Raw genomic sequence first — 22,538 nt, forward strand, 5'->3', positions numbered from 1 at the left:
AATGTATGAGCCTCTCACATCGCTCTCCGAGTAGCGACATCCGCTTGCGGATCAATGGCACGACCCACCCCCTGACCATCGACAACCGGACGACGCTGCTCGATGTGCTGCGCGAGCGGGTTGGCCTCACGGGCACCAAGAAGGGCTGTGACCACGGGCAATGCGGCGCCTGCACGGTGCTGATGGACGGCGAGCGGGTGAACAGCTGCCTGATGTTCGCGGTGGCGGCCGAGGGGCGGGAGATCGTCTCGATCGAGGGCGTGGCGGAGCTGGCGGACGCCGAGGGGCTGCACCCGGTGCAGCAGGCGTTCCTCGACCATGACGGCCTCCAGTGCGGCTACTGCACCCCGGGCCAGATCTGTTCGGCGATCGGTGCGCTCGGCGAGGCGCGGCGCGGCTGGCCGAGCCATGTCACCGAGGACACCGCGGCCGGTGTGCCGGGCGCGGCGGAGCTGGACGAGTCGGAGGTGCGCGAGCGCATGAGCGGCAACCTGTGCCGCTGCGGCGCCTACGGCGGGATCGTGGACGCCGTCATGGAGGCGGCCGGTGCCGAGGGCGCCGAGGACACCCGGTCCGCGAGCACCGCCGGAGGTGTGCGGTGAAGGAGTTCGCCTACGCCCGCGCGGGCGACGCGGCCGAGGCCTCCGCGCTGATGGCCGAGCGGCCCGACGCCACGTATCTGGGCGGCGGGACCAACCTGGTGGACCTGATGAAGCTCGGGGTGACGGACCCGGGGCTGCTCATCGACGTGTCCCGGCTGCCGTACGACCGGATCGAGCACCGCGACGACGGTTCGGTGCTGATCGGCGCCACCGTGCGCAACGGCGCTCTGGCGGGCGACCCGGGTGTCCGGGAGCGCTTCCCGCTGCTGGCGCAGGCGCTGCTGGCGGGCGCGTCCGGGCAGCTGCGCACGGTGGCCACGGTGGGCGGCAATCTGCTGCAGCGCACCCGATGTGTGTACTTCCAGGACGTGTCCAAGCCCTGCAACAAGCGTGAGCCGGGGTCGGGTTGTCCGGCCATCGGGGGCGCGCACCGCGATCTGGCCGTGCTGGGCACCTCCGACCACTGCGTGGCGTCTCACCCCTCCGACATGGCGGTGGCGCTCGTCGCGCTGGACGCGGTGGCGCATCTGCGGTCGGTGGACGGCGCGACGCGCACCGTCCCGGTGGCCGAGCTGTACCGGCTGCCCGGCGACACTCCGCACCAGGAGACCGTGCTCGGCCACGGTGACCTCATCACCGCCGTCGAGCTGCCCGCGCCGCCGGTCGGCGCGGCCATGCGGTACCGCAAGGTGCGCGACCGCTGGTCGTACGCGTTCGCGCTGGTGAGCGTGGCGGCCTCGGTGTCGGTCGCGGACGACGGCACGCTCGCGGACGTACGGATCGCGCTCGGCGGAGTGGCGCCGCGCCCGTGGCGCGCCGGGGCCGCCGAGGAGCGGCTGCGCGGCCATCGGCCGGACGAGGAGACGCTGCGGGATGCGGCGCGCGCCGAACTGGCGCACGCGCGCCCGCTGCCGGACAACGCGTTCAAGGTGGACCTGGCCACCGATCTCATCGTCGCGGTCATCCGCGATCTCGTCGTGAGGAAGGACCGCGCATGACCACCGCCACCACCACCCGGCCGACCGTCGGCACGCCGATGACCCGCGTCGACGGCCTCGACAAGGTGACCGGCGCGGCGACCTACGCGTATGAGTTCCCGACGCCGGACGTCGGCTATGTCTGGCCGGTGCAGGCCACCATCGCCCGTGGCCGGGTGACGGAGGTCGACGGCGCCCCGGCGCTGGCCCGGCCCGGTGTGCTGGCGGTGCTGGACTCGGGCAACGCGCCGCGGCTGAACACGGAGGCACCGGCGAGCCCCGATCTGTTCGTACTCCAGTCCCCCGAGGTGGCGCACCACGGCCAGATCGTGGCCGCGGTGGTGGCCACGTCGCTGGAGGCGGCGCGCGAGGGCGCGGCGGCGGTGCGGGTGAGCTATGAGCGGGAGCCGCACGATGTGGTGCTGCGCTTCGACGACGAGCGGGCCAAGGTCGCCGAGACGGTGACCGACGGCAGCCCCGGGTTCGTCGAACACGGGGACACCGAGGGCGCGCTGGCGGCCGCTCCGGTGCGGACCGAGGCCATGTACACCACCCCCGTCGAGCACACCAGCCCGATGGAGCCGCACGCCACCATCGCCGCCTGGGACGAGGACCGGCTGACGCTGTACAACTCCGACCAGGGCCCGTTCATGTCCTCCCAGCTGCTGGCGGCGGTGTTCGGGCTCGACGAGGGCGCGGTGGAGGTCATCGCGGAGTACATCGGCGGCGGCTTCGGCTCCAAGGGCATTCCGCGCTCCCCCACCGTGTTGGCGGCGCTCGCCGCGAAACACCTGGGCCGACCGGTGAAAATCGCGCTGACCCGGCAGCAGATGTTCCAGCTGATCCCGTACCGGGCCCCCACCATCCAGCGGATCCGGCTCGGCGCCGGGCGCGACGGGCGGCTGACCGCGATCGACCACGAGGTGGTGCAGCAGCGCTCCGCGATGGCCGAGTTCGCGGACCAGACGGGGGCGTCGACGCGGGTGATGTACGCGGCGCCCAACATCCGTACGACGGTGAAGACGGCGCCGCTCGATGTGCTGACCCCGGCGTGGTTCCGCGCGCCCGGCCACACGCCGGGCATGTTCGCGCTGGAGTCGGCCATGGACGAGCTGGCCACCGAGCTGGAGATCGACCCCGTCGAGCTGCGGATCCGCAATGACACCGGAGTCGACCCCGACAGCGGCAAGGCCTTCAGCAGCCGCGGGCTGGTGGCGTGTCTGCGGGAAGGCGCCGCGCGCTTCGACTGGGCGCTGCGCGACCCGAAGCCCGGCATCCGGCGCGAGGGGCGCTGGCTGGTGGGCACCGGTGTCGCCTCCGCGCACCACCCGGACTATGTGTTCCCCTCGTCGGCGACGGCGCGTGCCGAGGCCGACGGGACGTTCACGGTACGGATCGGCGCCGTGGACATCGGGACCGGCGGGCGCACCGCGCTGACCCAGCTGGCGACGGACGCCCTCGGTGTGCCGATCGAGCGGCTGCGGCTGGAGATCGGGCGCGCCTCGCTCGGCCCGGCGCCGTTCGCGGGCGGCTCGCTGGGGACGGCCTCCTGGGGCTGGGCGGTGGACAAGGCGTGCCGTGCGCTGCTGGCGGAGCTGGACACGTACGGGGGCGCCGTGCCGGACGGGGGCCTGGAGGTGCGGGCGGACACCACCGAGGACGTGGAGCTGCGGGCGTCGTTCTCCCGCCACTCCTTCGGCGCCCACTTCGCACAGGTCCGGGTGGACACCGACACCGGCGAGATCCGGGTCGACCGGATGCTGGGCGTGTTCGCCGCCGGGCGGATCGTCAATCCGAAGACGGCCCGTTCGCAGTTCCTGGGCGCCATGACGATGGGTCTGTCGATGGCGCTGCTGGAGATCGGCGAGGTCGATCCGGTCTTCGGCGACTTCGCCAACCATGACTTCGCGGGCTACCACGTTGCGGCCAACGCGGACGTCCCGAAGCTGGAGGCGGTCTGGCTGGACGAGCGGGACGACAACCCCAATCCGGTGCGCGGCAAGGGCATCGGGGAGCTGGGCATCGTGGGCGCGGCGGCGGCGATCACCAACGCGTTCCACCATGCGACCGGGCAGCGGGTGCGCGATCTGCCGATCCGCGTCGAGCGCTCGCGGGAGGCCCTGCGTGCTGCGGACGCCGAGGCCCGGAAGCGCGGGCCGGGCGCGGCGGAGCAGGGGAAAACGGTCGGGTAAGGTCGCCCGGATGGCACCCACCTGCAAGGGGCGCGCCACGTACCACCACGGCGATCTCGCCGCCGCGCTGGTGCGGGCGACACTGGAGATCGTCGACGAGGTAGGGGTGCGCGGTTTCTCCGTCGCGGAGGCCGCGCGCCGCACCCGCGTCAGCCCCGCCGCGCCCTACCGCCATTTCGCCGACCGGGACGCGCTGCTGGCGGCCGCCGCGCTGGACGTCTCGCGGCGGCTGCGGGCCATCTATCTGGAGGCGGTGGCCACGGTCGAGTCGCCGCAGGAGCGGCTGGCCACCATGGCGGGCAGCGTCGTGCGCGCGGCCGCCCGTATCCGGGGCGGATGCGAACTGCTCTACGCCCCCGGTGTGCGCACCGCCCACCCCGAGGTGCTGACCGCCAAGCGGGAGTTCGTGGACCTGCTGCTGCCGAGCGCCTTCGAGGTGGTGCCGGAGGAGCGGACGGCGGCGGTGGCGCTGCTGGAGGCGCTGCAGGCGCTCGCCCGCGGGTACGCCACCCTGCTGCTCGACGGCGTGTTCGGGGATCCGGACGAGGTGGTGGAGGAAGTCGCCGCGCGGGCGACGCGGTCGGCGCGGGCCATGGTGGCGGGGTATGCCGCCGCGCCCGCGGAGGACTGATTTCCCCGGAAATTCAAGGCTTTCCACTTTATCGCCGCTCATATCGCCAACGTGTCGGCGGTGAAACGGAGTTGAACCCAAGGAATTTCCAGAATCTCTTCCGCGCGTTTCATCTACGCGCGTACCTTCGGTGCGGACTGCTCTCCCCACGGAGCACCAATTCCGGAGGAACAGATGTCCTTAAAGGCCGGAAAGGGCGCACACCGGGCCCCCTCGCGCTGGCGTTCGCCGTATGCCATCGGCGGTTTGGGGGCCGCGGTCGGCGCCGCCGTCCTCGCCACTCTCGTACCGGCGATGGCGTCGACGACCGATTCCGACACCGACTCCGCCGCCGGCCCCGCCCCGTCCTCGTCCGTCCCGCACCCCGAGCGCGACTGGATGGGCTCGACCCTCTCCACGCACGAGGCCGCCCCGAAGGCGGCCCCGGCGGCCACCCCGCGCGCCGGGACGGTGGAGGGCGTCGATGTCAGCAACCACCAGGGCTCGGTCAACTGGACATCCCTTTGGAACAAGAACGTCCGGTTCGCCTACGTCAAGGCCACCGAGAGCACGACGTACAAGAACCCGTCCTTCTCCTCGCAATACAACGGCGCCTTCAAGAAAGGCATGATCCGCGGCGCGTATCACTTCGCCCTGCCGAACAAGTCCAGTGGCGCCGCGCAGGCGGACTTCTTCGTACGCAACGGGGGCGCCTGGTCGGACGACGGCAAGACGCTGCCGCCCGTGCTGGACATGGAGTACAACCCGTACGGCACGCCCTGCTTCGGCAAGACGAAGGCGCAGATGGTCAGCTGGATCAAGGACTTCAGCGACCGGGTGAAATCGCGGACCGGCCGCGATCCGGTGATCTACACGACCACCAGCTGGTGGCGGTCCTGCACGGGGAACAGCGGCGCCTTCGCCTCGAAGAACCCGCTGTGGGTGGCGCGCTACGCGGCCACGCCGGGGGCGCTGCCGTCCGGGTGGAAGACCCACACCTTCTGGCAGTACACCTCGACCGGACCGGTGGTGGGTGACCACAACCGGTTCAACGGCAGCCTGGCCGCGCTGAAGGCGCTGGCCAAGGGATAGACCCGCCAGTCCACCCCGCCCCGGTCCGGGGCGGGGTGGCGAGCGGTCAGCCGCCGAGTGCGCCGGTCAGGCCGCCGACCACACCGTCCAGGGTGTCACCGAGGCCATCCACCACACCGCCGACCACACCGTTCCCGTTGCCGCTGCCGTTCCCCGGCTGCGGCGACTGGCTGGGCTGCCCGCTCGGGGTGCCGGGAGCGGTCGGGTCGTCGCTGGGTGTCCCGGCGGGCGACGAGGGCTCGGTGGGAGTCTGGTCGGCACGCTGGGCCGGCGAGGTGGCCACATCGGTGTGCGCGGGCGCGGAGGGCGTGGAGGGGTCCGCGCTCGGCGTCTGCGAGGGGGTGGCCGCCGCGGAGGGCTCCGTACCGCCGCCGCCCGAACCGCCGCCGTCCGCACCACTCGTGCCGTCGGTGTGGTCCGTCCGGTCCGCGATCGGCCGGGGCTTCGCGGACTGGGAGGGCGAAATATGGCTGCCCGTGGGCTTGTCATCGGCCGTGGGCTCGATGTCCGGTACCTGCTCCTGCGCCGCGTGGACATCGGAGCGGGCCTCGGTGGACTTGTCGCCCCCGACCGACGAGTGAAGGCCGAAGGCTATGGTCCCGGCCACGCCGAGGGCTGCGGCCGCCTTGAGGGATGTGGCTCGGGCCTGCTGGGCAGGGGTGGGGCGGCTGTGTCGGCCCATATCGCTGATGTCTCCCCGTTATCACGTCAAGAACAAGCCAGATCATAGTCATGGGTCCCCGGTGTGCGAAGAGCCGCACACCGGGGACAACTCATGACACACCGGCACTTACGGTGGCACCTCGCTAGCGCACCACTTCCGGATAGAAGTCCCGCGGCCGCCCCTTGGCGTCCTTCAGCCGCCCGAGCAGGCTCGCCGGGTACTCGATGACCCAGTAGCTCAGCAGCGCCGCGGGCACCGCCACCACCAGCACGGTCAGCACGGCGAGCGGGAAGCCCTCCTGGCCCGCGGAGGGCAGCACTCCGGCCTCGTAGAGGCCGAGCATGATGGGCTCGTGCCAGACGAAGAGGCTGTAGCTGGCGAGTCCGATCGCGGTGAGCCACCGGGCCGACAGCCACGCCTCCAGCCGCCCCTGCTTCCGCACATGGAGCGTGGCGAACAGCAGCACGGTCCACATCAGGCCCGAGAGCGGGTGGTAGAAGGTGGTGGCGAAGTCCTCCGGGTCCGCGCTGACCAGCGACAGCACGTACAGCGCCACCAGCGGCGCCACTCGCAGCGGGATCGCCACCTTCGGGCCGAGCCGTCCGCGCTCGCCGAGGGCGACGGTCAGCACCGCGAGAGCCATGCCCGCCGCGAACCCGCCGAAGCGGGCCTGCGGCCCGAAGTACACCGGCCATTCGGTGTGCGGCACCTCGAACCCGTAGTGCGCGACGGCGATCCAGACCATCGGCCCGATGTACAGCAGCGCGCATCCGGCGGCGCACACCGCCACCCGCGCACCCCGGCTGCTCAGCCGTCGGCAGATCCGGGCGGCCAGCGGGCCGAGCCCGACCAGCGCCAGATAGAACATGATCTCCAGCGACAGCGACCAGGTCGGGCCGATGGTGTAGAAGATCTGTTCCTTGTCGAAGACCTGGGTGAAGGTGAGATGCCGGAGCAGATCGCCCCAGTCCCCGGGCAGGGACGGATTGCGGGTCGCCCAGATGAACGTGATGGCGAGGAAGTACAGCGGCACGATGCGGATGGCGCGCCGGAAGAGGAACACCCGGGCGGGCTTGGTCGAGCCGCCGTCGATCGCGGCCCGCGCGTACGACAGGGTCAGCAGATACGCGGACAGGACGAAGAAGAAGTCGATGACCTCGAGCGAGACGAGCGCGTTCGCGTAGGGGTTGGCCACCGGCGGATGGGAGCCGTCCGCGTCGTACGTGAAGTACTGCTGCCACACGTGGTAGACGACCGTGGCCATCGCGGCCAGCCCCCGGTAGCCCTGGATCTCGGCGTTGCGACGGCGGGCGGTCGTGGCCTTCGCGGGCTTCACGGCGGTGGCCGGGGCGGGGCGGCCGTGGTTGTTGTTGACGGTGGACAGGGTGCTCATGCGCCGGGCACCGCCTTGTCGCCGCCGGAGCGCGGGGTGACCCGCCACTGGTGGTCCCGCAGCACCTCCTTGAGAAGCGCCTGGCGGGCCACGATGTTCTTGAAGTGGCTGTAGAAGAACGTCGACACGAGGAGATACCGCCAGAACCACGCCTTGCGGCGGCGCAGTTCGGGTATCGCCAGCCGCCAGGCGAACAGCGCCTGCACCACTCCGGCGGAGAGGGTGAACAGGGTGGCCAGCAGGCAGATCGGCACCGCCCAGTCGAGTTGGCCGGGGCCGCCCGCGTGCCACGCCGCGTACAGCAGGACGGGCAGGATCTGCAGGGTCAGCCACGGCTGCACCTCACGCCAGCCGAGGAGCACGAACAGCCCGGCCTTCTGACGGAAGGTGAAGTCCGGTGAACGCATCGCGCGCCACAGGTACTTGAGCGAGACCTGCAGCCAGCCCTGCGCCCAGCGCGACCGCTGGTTCCACAGCGCCTTGACGGTGGTGGGGGCCAGCTCGCGGGAGATGAGGGTGCGGTCGGTGGCGATCTTGGCGCCCTCGTGGAGCGCGCGCATCGTGGCGTCGATGTCCTCGGTGAGCATCGATCCGTGCATCCGGGTGCGGGCGAGCAGATCGGTGCGCCAGAAGCCGTTGGAGCCGCCGAAGACACCGAAGGTGTAGAGCCGGGTGCGGCCGGGGTGGCTGACGGCGTAGATGGCCTCGAACTCCACGCCCACCAGCTTGGCGACCCAGGAGCTGTCACCGTTGCGGATCACGCAGTGGCCCTGGACCACGTCGTAGCCGTGGGACAGCCAGTGCCAGGCGTGCCGGAAGGCGTCGGGGGCCGGGTGGTGGTCGGCGTCGAAGATGCCGACCATGTCGCCGCGCACCCGGGTGACCGCGGCGTTGATGTTCTGCGCCTTGGAGGTGGAACCTGCCACCGGCAGCAGCACCAGACGCGGATCGCGGCGGGCCATGTCCCGGAGGGTGTCCTCGACGGGCATGGGATGCGGGGTGTTGTAGGCGAGCACGATTTCGAGCTCGTTGGGGTAATCCAGCCGCAGAAACGATTCGACGGTGTCGACGATGGTCGCGGCCTCATTGGGGAGATAGGCGGCGATGACGGCGCTGGCCGGTGGATACGGCTGTGCGGGCCGCTCGGGGCGGGGCTTCGCGTCGAGGGAGAAGAGGCATTCCAGCACGATGAGCACCGCGGAGACGATGAGGCCCCCGACCACCACCCAGTAGGCGGCCGATCCGACGTCCCAGCCCAGTTCGTACATCTGCTGGTAGAACACGAAGGGGATGGCGACGCCGAGTACGAGGACGAATAAGGGTGAGAGCGCCGAGAGCAGCGCCCGCACCGCCACGGCGAGACGGCGCCGCCCACGGGGCGTACCGCGCATCCAGGCCGCGTACTTGACCGGGCGCAGATCCCGGTGGCGGATCGACTCGGCCACCGCGTCCCGGGCCTGGTCCACGGCCTGGTGGCGGTCGGGGCAGTCGGCGAGCGGGGTCCAGCCGATGGCCGGGGTCAGCCGGACGTTCTCGTCGGCGACGACGAAGCGGGTCCCGGCCACGGTGTTCGCGAACTTCCGCAGGCCGCGGAGCGCGGTGTCCTCGTCGACGCCGGGCATCAGCATCAGCAGCCGCCCGTCCTCGTCCCAGCCGAGCCGGTCGCACACCCCGCCCAGCTTCTCCGCCACACCGGCCAGCCGCTCGGCGACCTCGCGGCGCACCCGGGGTCCCAGCCGGGCCTCCAGCGCGGCCATCTCGGCGACGCCGACCATGGCCACGACACCGCCGCTGCGGCTGTCGTCGGCGCGCTTGAGTTCCCGGTCGAGTTCGCCGAGGAAGTGCGGCTGCGAGTAGAGGCCGGTCCGCGGGTCCAGCAGCAGGTTCTCGACCGGCACCGGGACCCGGCGCAGCTTGGCCTCGATACGGGCGGACAGCTCGACGGGGTCGGAGGTGTCCGGTACGCAGTCGTCGGCGCCACCGCGCAGCATGTCGGCGACGCCGGTGGGCGCGGGGTCCGTGGCGACCATGAGCAGGGGCAGTGCCCGCCCGGCGGGGGCGGCGCGGACCTCGCGGATCACTTCCAGCCCGTCGTGGCCGCCGTCGAGGGCGACGATCGCGTCGGGCGGGGTCTGCCGGAGCCGCTGGTCGACTTCGCCGGGCCGGGCGTGGCTCACCTCATGGCCCGCGGACACCAGGGTCCGGGTCAGCCGGTCGATTCCCGGGCCGGGCGCGCCGACCGCCAGCACATGTCCGCTCGGGCCGTCGGCGGTGGCCTGGGGCGGCGTGCCGGACTCGCCAGTTTCGGACGATCCTTCGGGCGGTTCTCCGGATGATTCGAGTGACCGCGGATGGTGCGAAATGAGCACCTGAGGAGTTCCTTCCTTGCCAGGTCGTGCGTCACCGAACGGGACACCTGGGCGCGGTGCCGGGCACGCGGACATCCCGTCCGCGCGGGGGCATGCCGAGCGTGGCCGTCTCTCTGCCCGAGAGGGCTTATGGAATGGCGAATCGCCGTTGGTGAGGCTTCGCGTGAGGGATTTCGAGGGTGCTACGCGGAGGCCGTGGCCGGTCCGCTGCCACAGAAGCAGGGTCTCCGGCGCCGCCCGGGACAGGCGCTTACCGCTCTTGCCGGGCCGCGGGACACGCGAGCGCGTTCCAGCGAAGTGTGCATGGGTCCCATCCTTGTTCGGATCGTGGGGGGAGGACCGAACGTCACCAGTGCGAACCAACCGGCTTTTTGTACGGGCCAGTCGGAAGCCCCAGTCTCTTCGATGACAACAGAACCGCACAACACCATCAGGTAACACTCTCATTAATCGATCACTGCGCTCTGGTGGTTCGCGCGGCGTTCGGCCTTGTCGGCGGCCTGTCGGTGCCGCGTAGGCGGTGCGTCGGTGGAGCGTCGGTGCGGTGTCGGTGGCCTCGCCCACTCTTACGAGAAGAAGCGATTCGGGGGACGGAAAGGGAGTTCACGATGCGGAATATGCGAGTCCTGATTTCCGGGGCCAGTGTGGGCGGACCGGCTCTGGCGTACTGGCTGAACCGCTACGGTTTTGAGGTCACCGTGGTGGAGCGGTACGCGGGGCTGCGGCCCGGCGGGCAGGCCATCGACGTCCGGGGCACGGCGCTGGAGGTGTGTGAGCGCATGGGGGTCCTGGCGGAGCTCCGGGCCCACAGCACCGGTCTGCGCGGTATGTCGACGGTGGACGGCGACGGAAAGGAACTGTCCAGCACCACCGAATGGACCGCGAGCGGCGGTCGGCTCGACCGCCCCGACGTCGAGATTCTCCGCGACGATCTGGCGACGCTTCTCGTCGGCGCGGGCGGAAAGGGCATCGAATATCTCTTCGATGACTCGATCGCCGCACTCGCCCAGAGCACCGGCGAGGTGGCCGTCACCTTCCGCAGCGGTCTGTCGCGCACCTTCGATCTCGTAGTGGCCGCCGACGGAGTGCACTCCAGCACCCGTCGGCTCGTCTTCGGCCCGGAGGAGAACTTCCTCCGTTCGATGGGCGGTTATCTGGCGGTGTGGACCGTGCCGAACTATCTCGGCCTCGACCGCTGGCAGATGGCCTACCTGATGGAGGGCGACGGCCCGTGGGGCGCGATGGTGATGAGCGTCCGCGACAACACCGAGGCCCGGGTCTATGTCGGGTTCGACTCGGACGAGCCGCCCGCGCGGGTGCTGGGCGACCGGACCGCCTCGGAGCACAAGCGGCTGGTGGCCGAGGTGTACGCGGACGCGCGCTGGGAGATGCCACGGCTGCTGGAGTACATGTGGGGCGCCCCCGACTTCCACTTCGACGCGATCGCCCAGATCCACATGGACTCCTGGTCCCGTGGCCGGGTGGCGCTGCTCGGCGACGCGGGCTACTGCGGCTCCCCCGCCTCCGGCCAGGGCACCTCCATGGCCCTGATCGGGGCGTATGTCCTGGCGGGCGAGCTGAAGGCCGCGGGTGGTGACCACACCACGGCCTTCGCCGCCTACGAGCGCGAACTGCGCGACTTCGTGACCGCCAACCAGGACCTGGCCCTGAACAACCGGGAGCGGATGGAAGCCGAGGTCAACGAGGGCGACCAGGACGTGTACACCGACCACTTCTACCAGGTGGTCAACGCGCTGACGCTCAAGGACTACTGACCCGGGGGTCCGTCACGGCGGTGTCCGTCACAGCCTGGGCTAGGACACCACGTCCTTCCGCCCGAAGCCGCGGAAGGCCAGGGCGAAGAGCACCAGCGCGATCGCCACGGAAACCGACGTGCCCTTCAGCATTCCGCCCCACTCCAGCTGGGGCTGGAGTGCGTCGGCCCAGGCGAACTGCCAGTGCGCGGGCAGGAACTCACGCCAGGAGCCCAGCGCCGTGACGGCGTCCAGCACATTGCCCACGATGGTCAGCCCGACCGCGCCGCCCACCGCACCCAGCGGTGCGTCGGTGACGGTCGACAGCCAGAACGCGAGGGCGGCGGTGACCAGCTGGGACAGGAAGATGTACGCCACCACCAGGGCGAGCCGGACCAGCGCGGTCCCCACTCCCAGCTCGCCACCGGTGGGCAGGCTCAGCGGCCCCCAGCCGTACGCCACCGTGCCCACCAGCAGCGCCACCAGCGGCAGCAGCACCATCGCGGCCGCGCTGAACGCCAGCGCCACGGCCAGCTTTCCGGCCAGCAGCCGCGCCCGGGGCACGGGCGCGGCCAGCAGATAGCGCAGCGAGGACCAATTGGCCTCCGAGGCCACCGTGTCACCGCAGAACAGCGCCACCGGCACGACCAGCAGGAAGGCGGCCGAGACGAAGAGCGCGGTGGCCGCGAGGTTGGCGCCCGAGGAGGTGGCGGTTTCCATCAGGGAGACCCGGCCGTTCCGCCCCTCCGGTGTGCCGCCGATCGCGAACGCGGCGACGAGGACGAACGGCAGCCCGGCCATCACCATGCCCATCACCAGGGTGCGGCGACGGCGCAGCTGCCGTACCGCCTCGACCCGCAGGGGCAGGGTGTGGCGCGCCCGGTAGCCGGGCGCCGCCTCCGTCACATGGTCGGTTACGGAGCTGCTCATGCGGACGGTCCTCCTTCGATCAGCGTCAGAAACGCGTCCTCCAGGCGCCGGTTGGGCCCGAAGCTGGTCACCGGGACTTCCAGCCGCACCAGCTCGGCGAGCAGCCGCGCCGGGGCGGCGCCGTCGACCAGGACGAGCAGCCCGGCGTCGGTGCGCGCGGCGGAGGTGATGCCGGGCAGGGCGCTCACCTTGTCGACCAGGGCGTCGCTCAGCTCGCCCTCGTGGCCGACCAGCAGGCTCTCCCCGGTGCCGGTGATCTCGCCCACCGGACCCGCCTGCACCAGTCGCCCTCGGTCCATGACGACCAGATGCGTGCAGGACTGTTCGACCTCGGCCAGGAGATGGCTGGAGACGATCACCGTGCGCCCTGCGGCCGCGTACCGGATCATCACCTCGCGCATCTCGCGGATCTGGGGCGGGTCGAGGCCGTTGGTCGGCTCGTCCAGGATGAGCAGATCCGGCATGCCCAGCATGGCCTGGGCGATGGCCAGCCGCTGCCGCATGCCCTGGGAGTACGTCCGTACCGCGCGCTCCAGCGCGTCGCCGAGCCCGGCGATCTCCAGCGCCTCCGCCAGGTGCGCGTCCTCGGCGGGCCGTCCGGTGGCGCGCCAGTACAGCTCCAGGTTGGCGCGTCCGGTCAGATGCGGCAGGAAGCCCGCCCCCTCGACGAAGGCGCCCACCCGGGACAGGACGGGCGCGCCGGGCCTGATGGCCTGGCCGAAGACGCGGATCTCGCCGCCGTCCGGGCTGATGAGCCCCATCAGCATGCGCAGCGTGGTGGTCTTTCCGGCGCCGTTCGGCCCGAGCAGCCCGAGCACCTGCCCCTTCTCGACGCGGAAGGAGAGGTCGCGTACGGCGTACCGGTCGGCGGACTTGGCGTAGCGCTTGCTCAGATCGGTGATCTGCAGGGGTACGTCGGCGAGTTCGGGGTCGGCCGGCGGCGCGGACGTCGGCCGCCTGCCGGTCAGCAGCAGGGCCAGCGCCACCACGGCGCCGCCCAGCGGCAGCCCCCACACCCACCACGGCAGCGAGGCGGGCTCGGTGTGCACCCCGGGGGCGGTCGGCACGGTGAGGCCGTCGCCCTCCAGCGCGACGCGGTACGTGGCGGGCTGGTCCGGGGAGGCATAGCCGAGGTCGGTGGAGGCGAGCACGAGCCGCAGCGAGTGGCCCGCGATCACCTCGTGGTCGACGGCGGGCAGCCGGAGCGTGACGGTCTTCCCCTGCTTCGCGCCGGTCACGCGGACGGGGGTGACGAGCTGGGAGGGCAGTGTCTGCTGTCCGTCCGGCCCGACGTCGTACACCTTGGCGAACAGCACGGCGTCGTCGCTGTCCGCCCGCACCCGGACCTTCACCTCGGGCGTCCCGGTGATCCGCAGGGACTGCTTCAGCGGTGCGGAGTCGAAGCGGGCGAACTGGCCGGGGATGTCGAGGGAGACGCCGATGCCGAACGAGGACGCCTGGGACAGCGCGGCGATGCCCGGCACCGTGGAGACCGAGGGGGGTCCGCCGCCGGGCGGGTTCGCGAACGACTGCTCGCGGCCGCGCAGCGCCACGGTCTTCTGTCCGTCCTCCAGACCGGGGTAGCGCTCCCCGGTGGCGCCGCGCATCTGGAGGGTGCCGTCGGTGGAGTCGACGCCGCCGGTGCGGGTGACGCGGAAGGCGGGCCCGGTGTCGGTGCCCCGGTCGCCCTTGAGGTAGCGGTCGAACCAGTCGCGGGTGCGGGACTGGACGCGCCCGGTCTCGCGGTCGCCGCCGTCGTGGCCCCCGTCGGTCCAGTCGACGTCGACCGGGGCGCCGTTGGCCTTGACCGCCTTCGCCATCTCATCGGCCTGGCCGAGCGGGAAGAGGGAGTCGGACTGGCCCTGGAAGATCAGCGTCGGGACCTTGATCCGGTCGGCCACGGCGGACGGGCTGCGCTCCTCCAGCATGCGCCGGGCGGCGTCGTCCGGCTTTCCGGCGACCGCGACGCGCTCGTACATCGCGCACAGCTGCTTCTCGAAGCGTCCGCAGCCCTGGTCGCGGCCGCCCTCGGCGGGCGGGACGCCCGGAGCGGCCTGGCCGCCCCCGCTCCCCTGGCCGCCTCCGCCGCCCTGCGGTCCGGGCGCGCCCCCGGAGCCCTGGCCCTCCTGGTCTCCCTGCTGGCCTGCTTGCTGGCCTCCTTGCTGGCCTCCGAGGTCGGCCGAGCCGGTGGTGAAGAAGAGCCCGGCCCACAGCTTCTTGAAGACGCCGTTCGGGAAGAGCGCGTCGGCCAGATTCCAGTAGGTGATCTCGGGCGCGATGGCGTCCACCCGCCGGTCGTACCCCGCGGCGAGCAGGGACAGCGCGCCGCCGTACGAGGCCCCGGCGACGCCCACGCGCGGATCACCCCGGGCGTCGAGCCGCACCTCGGGCCGCTTCGCCAGCCAGTCGATCAGCCGCCGGGCGTCGGCCACCTCGTGCTCCGGGTCGTTGAGCCCGATCTTGCCGGTCGTTTTACCGAAGCCGCGCGCCGACCAGGTCAGCACGGCGTAACCGTCCCGGGCCAGCTGCTCGGCCTGCTCCCGTACGTCCTCCTTGCTGCCCCCGAAGCCATGGGCGAGCAGCACCGCGGGGCGGCGGCCCTGGCCCGCGGTGAAGTACGAGGTGTCGAGGCGCGTCCCCGGCATGTCCAGCACCCGGTCCGCACGGTGCACGGCGGGCCCATCGTCGGCGTTCGCGGCGGCCGCCCAGGTGCCCGCGCCCGCGAGGACGGCGACGGCGGCCACCGTCGCGAGCAGCCGACGCCCGCGCAGCCGGGTCTTTCGGAGATCCATGAAAGAACCCTAGGCATGAGATACCGACGCCGGAGCTGACATCAGACGGATTCCGTCCCCCTTCTCAGGGTGTATCCGGCGACGCGACGTACACCCGGTGCGGTACGCGGCGGATCACCCCGTTCCGCCCACGCGCGGCGGCGGGCCACGTCACAATGACGCCCATGGGGGACTATCTGGACGAAAATGTACGCCGCATGATCCGCGAGGCGATGGCCGATCCGGACCGTAGGCTCCTGTTCTCCGGCGACAGCCGGGAGTCGGTGCTGTCTCCGGAGACCCTGCGCAATATGGCCGGGATCGTCGATCGCGCCCGGGACCGTCTGACGCCCGAGCAGGCCGGGGCGGCCTCGGTGGACATCGAGGCGGTCTATCTGGCGGCCTGCTTCCACCTGGCGCGCGCTCCGCTCGCCCCCGAGTGCGAGGCCCGGGAGGACCGCCTCGCGTCGGGCTTCCTCTTCTCGGTCGTGCACGCGCTGCGGCCCGCCGCCCTCCCCCGGCCGCTCAGGATGGGGCTGGCCGGTACGGCCGCGCAGGTGGCACCGGCCTGGAAGATGCTGCACGCGATCGCCGTCGTGCTGTTACGGCGCGGCGCGTCCGTCCGGGACGAGGCCGGGCTGTGGCGGGCCGCCGAGATGTTCCATCACACGCGGGAGATGGCGCCCGGACAGGACATGCCGGGGATCCTTTTCAACGAGGGCTCCACGCTGGCCACGCTCTTCGACCTGACCGGGGATCAGGCGCTGCTCACCGCGGCGGTCGCGCTGATGCGGCAGGCGGTGGCGGCGTTCCCCGACGACGCGCCGCCGCCCGCCGAGGCGCTGGCCGCGCTGGCGGAGGCACAGACCAGACTGGCCGCGGCGCAGGCCGCAGCGGCGCCACCCGGCCCCACGGCCCACGATGCCACGCCGGGCGGGCGCATGGTCCGGTACAGCGTGGCGGGGGCGCCGGGCGATCTGGAGACCTCCATCGCCGACGTACGGAAGGCACTGGCCGCCACGGCCGGTGGCGACCCCGCGCGCGAACGCCACCGGATCAGCCTGGGCAATCTGTTGCGCATGCGATTCGAGGCCACCGGCCACCTCGGCGACCTCACCGAGGCGATCGGCGCCCTGCGGGCGGCCGTGCGGGCGACGGCTGACGACGACGCGCTGCGGTGTCCGGCGTACTCCCTGCTCGGGCTCGCCCTCCTCGACCAGTTCGTCAACACCCGGGAAACAGCCGACCTCGACGCCGCGGCCGAGGCCGCCCGGAGCGCGATGGCGGGCAGCGCTCCCCTGTCACCCCACTACGGCCAGACGCTCACCAATCTGGCCGCCGTGCTGTACGCACGCTTCGAGACATACGGAGACTTCGCGGAACTGGCCGAGGCCATCCGCCACTTGGAGCACGCGGTGGCCGCCACCCCACCCGATCAGCACGACCACCCCGTGATGCGGATCAAGCTGGCGGTCGCCCTCGGAGCGCGCGGAAAGCACACCGGGCGGATCACCGACGTCGACCGTGGCGCCGAGATACTGCGGTCGGTCCTCGACGCGGTTCCGGCCACCAGTCCGCACTGGCAGGTGGCGAGCCTGGAGCTGGGGGCGCTTCTGACGGCCCGTTCGAACATGACACGCGCCCCGGGGGACCTGCTCGCCGCCATGGGACAGTTCCGCGCCACCGCGCTCGCCCCGGGCGAGGACATCCGCTCCCGGCTGAGGGCGGCCTTTCTGTGGGGGCTGAACGGCGCGTACAGCGGTGATCTGCCCACGGCCACGGAGGCGTTCGGGCTCGCGCTGGACGATCTGCTGCCCAAGCTCACCGGCCGGGCGCTGGACCGGCGCTCCCGGGAGGTGCGGCTGCGCGAGCTGCCGTCGCTGGCGTGTGTCGCCGCCGCCGTCGAGATCACCGCGGGCCGTCCCGAGGAGGCGCTGGTACGGCTGGAACGGGGCCGTGGGGTGTTGCTCGCCCAGGCGCTGCGGCTGCGCGGCCGCCACGGTGAGCTGGCCGAGGCGGCTCCGGAGCTTGCCGGACGGTTCGAGCGGGTCTGCGACGCGCTGATCGAGGAGCGTGGCACCGCCGAGCAACGGGCCGCCCTCACGGCGGAGTTCGACGCCCTGCTGGCGGAGATCCGGGGGCTCGGCGGCTTCGATCGGTTCCACCGGCCGCTCGGCTGGGAGCGGCTGCGCACGGTGGCCGCGCAGGGGCCGGTCGTGGTGCTCAACGTCTCCGAGCTGCGCTGCGACGCCCTGCTGCTGCACACCGAAGCCGAGGGTGGGAGTGGCGTCGAGGTGCTTCCGCTCGCCGGGGTCACCCGGGCCGAGGTCAGCCGCCGCGCCGAGGGCTTCCACGCCGCGGTCGCGGCGCTGTCCTCGGCCTCGGCCCTGACCGACGGGGACACCCACGAGCAGGCCATGGAGGAAACCCTGGAGTGGCTGTGGAAGCACATCGCGGGCCCCGTGCTCACCCGGCTCGGGCTGGACCGTCCGGTGAGTCCGGAGGCCGAGGAGCGGGAGTGGCCACGGCTGTGGTGGTGTCCCACCGGCCCCCTGGCCCTGCTGCCGCTGCACGCGGCGCGCTGCCCCTCGGACGGCAGCCATGTGCAGGACCGGGTGGTGTCCTCGTACACCCCCACGCTGGCTGCCCTGCTGCACGCCCGGGAGCGGGTGGCAGGGCCGGGCGGGCCACCGACACTGGCCGCCGTGGGCGTGTCCGCGCCACCGCCCGGCGCGGCCGGGGCCGCCCTTCCGCCGCTGCCCGCGGTCGGCGCCGAGCTGGCCGCCGTGGCCGGGCTGCCGGTCGGGCAGTCCCGGCTGCTGGACGCGGACGCCACCCCCGGGGCCGTACTCGCCGCGCTGCGCACCCATCCGTACGCGCATCTGGCGTGCCACGGTTCGTACGACCCCGAGAATCCGTCGGCCGGTGGGCTGGTGCTGCACGGTGGCGAGCTGACCGTGCACGATCTGACCACCGAGCGGATGGGCGAGGCGGAGTTCGCCTTTCTGTCCGCCTGCCACACCGCCGCGCCCGGCACCGCGCTGGTCGACGAGGTGATCACGCTCGCCTCGGCGTTCCAGCTGTGCGGCTACCGCCATGTGATCGGCAGCCTGTGGACGCTGAAGGACGCGGTCACACCCCCGCTCGCCCGGGACCTCTACGGGGCGCTGGGCGCGGCGCGGTCGACGGCGGGCTCGGCCCGCGCGCTGCACCGGGCGGTCCAGCGGCTGCGTGCTGAACGGCGCTACGCGAGACCGCTGTTCTGGGCGTCAATGATTCACATCGGCCCGTAGCGAGGTGCGCCCGGGCAACGACGAAAGCACGCAGCCACGGTCAGGAACAAGGACGGTCAGGAATAGTCCTTACCCATCACAGACGTAAAGTCTTCCGGGTCGACCGTGAATCCGCGGATGGCGCTGTGGATTCCCCATTCCCCCGATTCGTCCCGGGTGAACTCCGCTACCGTGGCTGCTGTGGCTCCGGAGACACCGGTGAAATCGCCTTCCATCAGCTCGGTATATCCCTCGACAATCCGGACGCTGGTGTTCCGGACATCGCCGAAGGTCTTCCGCCCGCTGTTCTGCTGGATGGCCACACCCACCACGACGCGGGAGTACTCCTCGGACAGCCGCTCGAACTCCAGGGTCATCGCCTCGTCGGTGCCCAGCCCCTGGCCGGTGCGGCTGTCCCGGTTGAGGTAGATGACGCCATCGGGCGACCGGCTGTCGAAGTGCACCAGATACGCGGGTTCCCCGTACGGATCGGTCGCCCGGTAGGCCCCGGCGACGATGTCGAGGTCATTGGCCGCCTCACCGCTGGGGCTGGGGTCCCACTTGAGCGCCACCTCGATTTTCCCGAGTCCCTTGCTCAGACCACTCATCCAGACTTCCCTTTCGCCTTACCCGGGTTGAATACGCGTCCGGTCAATCCTATCGTGCGCAAGGCCAGTTGAGGCTTTGGCCAGGGGCGGAGCATCCGGCGCTCCGCATGATCGGCGGCCTCTCGGCGCCCTGTCGGCGATCGCTTCGGGGATCTCCTCGGGGATCTCCTCGGGGATCTTCTGTGGCCGCCCGGCATTCCCCCCGCTGTCCCTCCCCGGATGACGGCTCTCTACTATGGGCCTCCGTACTAACGGAGGTAAGCGTCTGACGGCGGAAGGAAGCGTCCATGCGGCGGCTGGGGGATCTCGAAGCGGAGATCATGGACCGTCTGTGGACGTGGCGGCGCCCGGCGACGGTCCGGGAGATCGTCGACGACATCAACACACAGCGTCCGGTCGCTTACACCACGGTGATGACCGTGGCCACCATCCTCTACAACAAGGGCTGGCTGCAGCGCGGCAAAGAGGGCCGCGCCTGGCTGTACTCGCCGGTACGCAGCCGTGAGGAGTACTCCGCCGCGCTGATGGAGGACGCGCTGGGCACCAGCCAGGACCGGCCCGCGGCCCTCGCCCATTTCGTCGAGCAGATGGGCCCCGACGAGGTCAGCGCGCTGCGCAAGGCGCTGCGTGCGGCCGGGCGGCGGACCCAGGAGTGATCCCGGCGCTCGCCCTGGCCTGCTACGCGGCCGCGGTCGGCACTCTGGCCCCGCGGGCCCTGCTGGGCAGCGCCTGGCCGCACCGCTCCCCCGCGCTCGCCGTGGCCGCCTGGCAGGGGCTGGCCGTGTCGTTCACGGTCGCGCTGGCGCTGGCCGCGTACCACCTCGCCATTCCGACCGGACACCTTGACGCGGGAATGTCCGGCTTAGTCCACTTCTGCGGGCTGACCTGGAACGCCCGCATCCCGGTTCCCAGCCCCTTCGGCGTCCCCGCCGCCGTGCTGCCGCTCCTCGTGGCGCTGCTCGCGCTCACCCGCGTCGGCCGCGAGGTGCTGCGGGCGCGGCGGGCCCGCTCCCGCCACCTGGGCGTCCTGGACCTGGTCGGCCGGCGCTCGGCGCGGCTGCGCGCCACCGTCCTGGACCATGAGCTGCCCGCCGTGTACTGCCTGCCGGGGCGCTGCCCGCGCGTGGTGGTCAGCACGGGTGCGCTGCGTACGCTGTCCGGCGCCCAGCTCGACGCCGTACTGGACCACGAGCGCGCGCACATCGCGGGCCGCCACCATCTGGTGCTGGCCGCCGCCGAGGCGTTCGCCCGGGCCTTCCGGTGGCTGCCACTGGCGCGCGCGGCCCGGGAGCAGACGGCGATGCTGCTGGAGATGGCGGCGGACGACCGCGCGCTGCGCCGCCACTCCCGCGAGACGCTCGCCACGGCGCTGTACGAGATGGCGGCGGGCCGCACCCCCGTGGGGGCCTTCGCCGCCGGTGGCCCCGGCGCCCTGATCCGGCTGCACCGCATGCTGGGCCCGCACCGCCGCCCGCATCCCGCGCTCCGGCTCGCGGTGGCCACGGCCGCCACGGCCCTCCCGGTGCTTCCCGTGGTGGTCGGCTGCGCCCCGGGGATGATGTAGACACCCCCGGGGCGCCGCTGCTCAGAGCCGGTCGAGGATCTTCCGCAGGGTGGTCACCTCGGCGGACTGATTCTTGATGACGTCCTCGGCGAGCTTCTTGGCCTTGGCATCGCGGCCGCTCTTCCGCTCGTCCTCGGCCATGGTGATCGCGCCCTTGTGGTGGTCGATCATCATCTGCGCGAAGGCGCGGTCGAAGTCGGCGCCCTTGGCGGTCTCCAGCCGGTCCATGTCCTTCTGGGACATCATGCCGCCCATGCCATCCATGCCGCCCGAACCGTGATCCATGCCGGGCATGCTCTCCGAGGAGGGCGAGACCGGCTTGCCCCAGGCCTTCAGCCACGACTTCATGGTCGTGATCTCGGGGTCCTGGGCCTTTTCGATCTTCCCGGCCAGGGAGGCGATCTGCCGGTCCCCGGCCCGGCCGTCCGCCAGCTTCGCCATCTCCAGCGCCTGCTGGTGGTGCGGGATCATCATCTGCGCGAAGGAGACGTCCGCGTCGTTGAAGCCACCCTTCGTCGCGGAGGCGGAGGGCGAGTCCTTGCTTCCGTGGTCCATGCCCTTCATGTCGTCGTTCCCGCCGCAGGCGGTGAGCAGCAGTGCGCCGGTGGCGACGATGCCCGCCACCGCCAGGCGGCGGTGCGGTGCGTGCGTGTGATTGGTCATGCCGATGTACCTCATGCCGTGTGTGATGTCGGTGTTCTGCGTTCTGCGGAGTGGCCGGGGTACGGCCTATATCCGTAGGACCGACAGGGTCGTGAGGTCATGAACCGGCGAGGGAGGGACGGGCCGTGGCACGGCGGCCACCGGGGCGCACCGGGGCGGGGGCGGGCCACGGCGCCGTACGAGGGCGGCCCGCAGCACGGCCGTGAGCACCCACGCACCGAGCACCGCCACGCACAGCGAGGCCATGTCCATCCCGGCCATGGGCGCGGACGGAGTGTCGTGCGAGGTCACGGCGGGCGGCATGGCCTGGTGTGTCCCACCGGCCGCGTGTGCGGAGGCATGTACGGAGGTGCCCGAGCCCATGCCGGAGCCGCCGTCGGGGTGCCCCATGGAATGCATCATCAGCACACCGAGCGCGAGCGCGACGACGAACAGGACACCGCCCACACGTCCGCGCCCGTTCTCGTTCATGCCGATCACTCTACTGCTAAGGAGATTAGTACACGACAGTGGCCCCGATCAGCCTTCCCGCCAGTCCAGTTTGATCAGCATGTTCTTCGCCTCCTCGGCGACCTCGGCGTCGGCGACCACGTCATAGCGGGCGGCCACGATCTGGCTCCGGGAGGAGAAATCGTGGCGTCCACCGGTCATGGCGTGTCCGACGAAGCCGGCGATGGCGCCGAAGACCGCTCCGTAGACGATGCCGCTCAGGATCAGCACGAGCACACTGTGGGACCCCTGGGCGAACACCGACAGCAGCAGGCCGATCAGCAGCCCGAACCAGGCGCCGGTGCCCAGCCCGGCGAGCGCGGCCCGGCCACGGGTGAGCCGCCCGAGCACCGTCTCGACCATGCGCAGGTCGGATCCGATGATCGCGGTGTGCTCGACGGGGAACTTGTTGTCGGACAGGAAGTCGACCGCGCGCTGGGCGGCGGCGTAAGTCGCGTACGAGCCGACGACCGGACGGTCGACCACCGCCGGCGGCAGTTGCTGGGTCATCGCAGATCTCCCTCTGCGGCGAAATGGATGTCGCCACAGAGGGTGAAACGCTTGAAAATGCGGACATATTCTTATAGA

The 22,538-nt window shown here is 71.7% G+C and carries 18 protein-coding genes; 9 read left to right on the forward strand and 9 right to left on the reverse strand.

Annotated features, from left to right (window positions below):
* The first annotated feature begins 5 nt into the window (after nucleotides 1–5).
* From ACWC5C_RS15095 to ACWC5C_RS15115, 5 genes are all read left to right on the forward strand, one after another.
* Entirely contained in the window at nucleotides 6–602 is a 597-nt protein-coding gene (locus tag ACWC5C_RS15095; protein WP_450875828.1) for a (2Fe-2S)-binding protein, read from the forward strand.
* A complete protein-coding gene (locus ACWC5C_RS15100) occupies nucleotides 599–1,600 on the forward strand; it encodes an FAD binding domain-containing protein (RefSeq protein WP_450875829.1) in 1,002 nt (333 codons plus the stop codon). The genes ACWC5C_RS15095 and ACWC5C_RS15100 overlap by 4 nt, the downstream gene beginning before the upstream one ends.
* Nucleotides 1,597–3,771, forward strand: a complete 2,175-nt coding sequence (locus tag ACWC5C_RS15105; RefSeq protein WP_450875830.1) for a xanthine dehydrogenase family protein molybdopterin-binding subunit — start codon at nucleotides 1,597–1,599, stop codon at nucleotides 3,769–3,771. The genes ACWC5C_RS15100 and ACWC5C_RS15105 overlap by 4 nt, the downstream gene beginning before the upstream one ends.
* 10 nt (nucleotides 3,772–3,781) lie before the next feature.
* Nucleotides 3,782–4,402 (forward strand): TetR/AcrR family transcriptional regulator, encoded by a 621-nt coding sequence (locus tag ACWC5C_RS15110; protein WP_450875831.1) that lies wholly within the window; start codon nucleotides 3,782–3,784, stop codon nucleotides 4,400–4,402.
* Between the two features lie 174 nt (nucleotides 4,403–4,576).
* A complete protein-coding gene (locus tag ACWC5C_RS15115) occupies nucleotides 4,577–5,473 on the forward strand; it encodes a lysozyme (protein WP_450875832.1) in 897 nt (298 codons plus the stop codon).
* A 46-nt stretch (nucleotides 5,474–5,519) separates the two neighbouring features.
* Here the strand turns inward: ACWC5C_RS15115 and ACWC5C_RS15120 are convergent, their stop codons facing one another.
* From ACWC5C_RS15120 to ACWC5C_RS15130, 3 genes are all read right to left on the reverse strand, one after another.
* Nucleotides 5,520–6,155, reverse strand: a complete 636-nt coding sequence (locus ACWC5C_RS15120) for an extensin (RefSeq protein ID WP_450875833.1) — start codon at nucleotides 6,153–6,155, stop codon at nucleotides 5,520–5,522.
* Between the two features lie 124 nt (nucleotides 6,156–6,279).
* Nucleotides 6,280–7,530: an acyltransferase family protein gene (locus tag ACWC5C_RS15125; protein ID WP_450875834.1), complete on the reverse strand. Its 1,251-nt coding sequence runs from the start codon at nucleotides 7,528–7,530 to the stop codon at nucleotides 6,280–6,282.
* Nucleotides 7,527–9,899: a glycosyltransferase gene (locus ACWC5C_RS15130; RefSeq protein ID WP_450875835.1), complete on the reverse strand. Its 2,373-nt coding sequence runs from the start codon at nucleotides 9,897–9,899 to the stop codon at nucleotides 7,527–7,529. The genes ACWC5C_RS15125 and ACWC5C_RS15130 overlap by 4 nt, the downstream gene beginning before the upstream one ends.
* A 608-nt stretch (nucleotides 9,900–10,507) precedes the next feature.
* Here ACWC5C_RS15130 and ACWC5C_RS15135 point away from each other — a divergent pair.
* Nucleotides 10,508–11,674, forward strand: coding sequence for an FAD-dependent monooxygenase (locus tag ACWC5C_RS15135; protein WP_450875836.1), 1,167 nt, complete (start codon nucleotides 10,508–10,510; stop codon nucleotides 11,672–11,674).
* Nucleotides 11,675–11,713: 39 nt separating this feature from the next.
* Here the strand turns inward: ACWC5C_RS15135 and ACWC5C_RS15140 are convergent, their stop codons facing one another.
* Complete coding sequence (locus ACWC5C_RS15140; RefSeq protein ID WP_450875837.1) at nucleotides 11,714–12,583, reverse strand: ABC transporter permease; 870 nt, start codon at nucleotides 12,581–12,583, stop codon at nucleotides 11,714–11,716.
* The gene (locus tag ACWC5C_RS15145) at nucleotides 12,580–15,375 is read right to left on the reverse strand and encodes an alpha/beta fold hydrolase (RefSeq protein ID WP_450875838.1); all 2,796 of its coding nucleotides are present in this window, start codon (nucleotides 15,373–15,375) and stop codon (nucleotides 12,580–12,582) included. Before ACWC5C_RS15145 ends, ACWC5C_RS15140 begins: the two co-directional genes overlap by 4 nt.
* A gap of 164 nt (nucleotides 15,376–15,539) precedes the next feature.
* Here ACWC5C_RS15145 and ACWC5C_RS15150 point away from each other — a divergent pair, with 164 nt between their 5' ends.
* Entirely contained in the window at nucleotides 15,540–18,647 is a 3,108-nt protein-coding gene (locus tag ACWC5C_RS15150) for a CHAT domain-containing protein (protein WP_450875839.1), read from the forward strand.
* A gap of 56 nt (nucleotides 18,648–18,703) precedes the next feature.
* Here the strand turns inward: ACWC5C_RS15150 and ACWC5C_RS15155 are convergent, their stop codons facing one another.
* A complete protein-coding gene (locus ACWC5C_RS15155) occupies nucleotides 18,704–19,234 on the reverse strand; it encodes a TerD family protein (protein WP_450875840.1) in 531 nt (176 codons plus the stop codon).
* Nucleotides 19,235–19,521: 287 nt separating this feature from the next.
* Between ACWC5C_RS15155 and ACWC5C_RS15160 the strand changes: the two genes are divergently transcribed.
* Together ACWC5C_RS15160 and ACWC5C_RS15165 are read left to right on the forward strand one after the other, a co-directional pair.
* Nucleotides 19,522–19,890, forward strand: coding sequence for a BlaI/MecI/CopY family transcriptional regulator (locus tag ACWC5C_RS15160; protein ID WP_385439039.1), 369 nt, complete (start codon nucleotides 19,522–19,524; stop codon nucleotides 19,888–19,890).
* Complete coding sequence (locus ACWC5C_RS15165; protein WP_450875841.1) at nucleotides 19,887–20,798, forward strand: M56 family metallopeptidase; 912 nt, start codon at nucleotides 19,887–19,889, stop codon at nucleotides 20,796–20,798. Before ACWC5C_RS15160 ends, ACWC5C_RS15165 begins: the two co-directional genes overlap by 4 nt.
* 21 nt (nucleotides 20,799–20,819) lie before the next feature.
* Here the strand turns inward: ACWC5C_RS15165 and ACWC5C_RS15170 are convergent, their stop codons facing one another.
* From ACWC5C_RS15170 to ACWC5C_RS15180, 3 genes are all read right to left on the reverse strand, one after another.
* Nucleotides 20,820–21,461, reverse strand: coding sequence for a DUF305 domain-containing protein (locus ACWC5C_RS15170; protein WP_450875842.1), 642 nt, complete (start codon nucleotides 21,459–21,461; stop codon nucleotides 20,820–20,822).
* Nucleotides 21,462–21,527: 66 nt separating this feature from the next.
* The gene (locus ACWC5C_RS15175) at nucleotides 21,528–21,932 is read right to left on the reverse strand and encodes a hypothetical protein (protein WP_450875843.1); all 405 of its coding nucleotides are present in this window, start codon (nucleotides 21,930–21,932) and stop codon (nucleotides 21,528–21,530) included.
* 48 nt (nucleotides 21,933–21,980) lie between these two features.
* A complete protein-coding gene (locus tag ACWC5C_RS15180; RefSeq protein ID WP_450875844.1) occupies nucleotides 21,981–22,460 on the reverse strand; it encodes a general stress protein in 480 nt (159 codons plus the stop codon).
* Nucleotides 22,461–22,538: the final 78 nt, after the last annotated feature.

This window comes from Streptomyces sp. NPDC001700, assembly GCF_053596435.1.

Coding starts and splice junctions, on each gene's coding strand:
- ACWC5C_RS15120 (WP_450875833.1), bottom strand. CDS start 6,155: ATGGGCCGACACAGCCGCCCCACCCCTGCCCAGCAGGCCCGAGCCACA.
- ACWC5C_RS15105 (WP_450875830.1), top strand. CDS start 1,597: ATGACCACCGCCACCACCACCCGGCCGACCGTCGGCACGCCGATGACC.
- ACWC5C_RS15150 (WP_450875839.1), top strand. CDS start 15,540: ATGGGGGACTATCTGGACGAAAATGTACGCCGCATGATCCGCGAGGCG.
- ACWC5C_RS15135 (WP_450875836.1), top strand. CDS start 10,508: ATGCGGAATATGCGAGTCCTGATTTCCGGGGCCAGTGTGGGCGGACCG.
- ACWC5C_RS15125 (WP_450875834.1), bottom strand. CDS start 7,530: ATGAGCACCCTGTCCACCGTCAACAACAACCACGGCCGCCCCGCCCCG.
- ACWC5C_RS15180 (WP_450875844.1), bottom strand. CDS start 22,460: ATGACCCAGCAACTGCCGCCGGCGGTGGTCGACCGTCCGGTCGTCGGC.
- ACWC5C_RS15155 (WP_450875840.1), bottom strand. CDS start 19,234: ATGAGTGGTCTGAGCAAGGGACTCGGGAAAATCGAGGTGGCGCTCAAG.
- ACWC5C_RS15110 (WP_450875831.1), top strand. CDS start 3,782: ATGGCACCCACCTGCAAGGGGCGCGCCACGTACCACCACGGCGATCTC.
- ACWC5C_RS15145 (WP_450875838.1), bottom strand. CDS start 15,375: ATGGATCTCCGAAAGACCCGGCTGCGCGGGCGTCGGCTGCTCGCGACG.
- ACWC5C_RS15160 (WP_385439039.1), top strand. CDS start 19,522: ATGCGGCGGCTGGGGGATCTCGAAGCGGAGATCATGGACCGTCTGTGG.
- ACWC5C_RS15175 (WP_450875843.1), bottom strand. CDS start 21,932: ATGAACGAGAACGGGCGCGGACGTGTGGGCGGTGTCCTGTTCGTCGTC.
- ACWC5C_RS15170 (WP_450875842.1), bottom strand. CDS start 21,461: ATGACCAATCACACGCACGCACCGCACCGCCGCCTGGCGGTGGCGGGC.
- ACWC5C_RS15140 (WP_450875837.1), bottom strand. CDS start 12,583: ATGAGCAGCTCCGTAACCGACCATGTGACGGAGGCGGCGCCCGGCTAC.
- ACWC5C_RS15115 (WP_450875832.1), top strand. CDS start 4,577: ATGTCCTTAAAGGCCGGAAAGGGCGCACACCGGGCCCCCTCGCGCTGG.
- ACWC5C_RS15095 (WP_450875828.1), top strand. CDS start 6: ATGAGCCTCTCACATCGCTCTCCGAGTAGCGACATCCGCTTGCGGATC.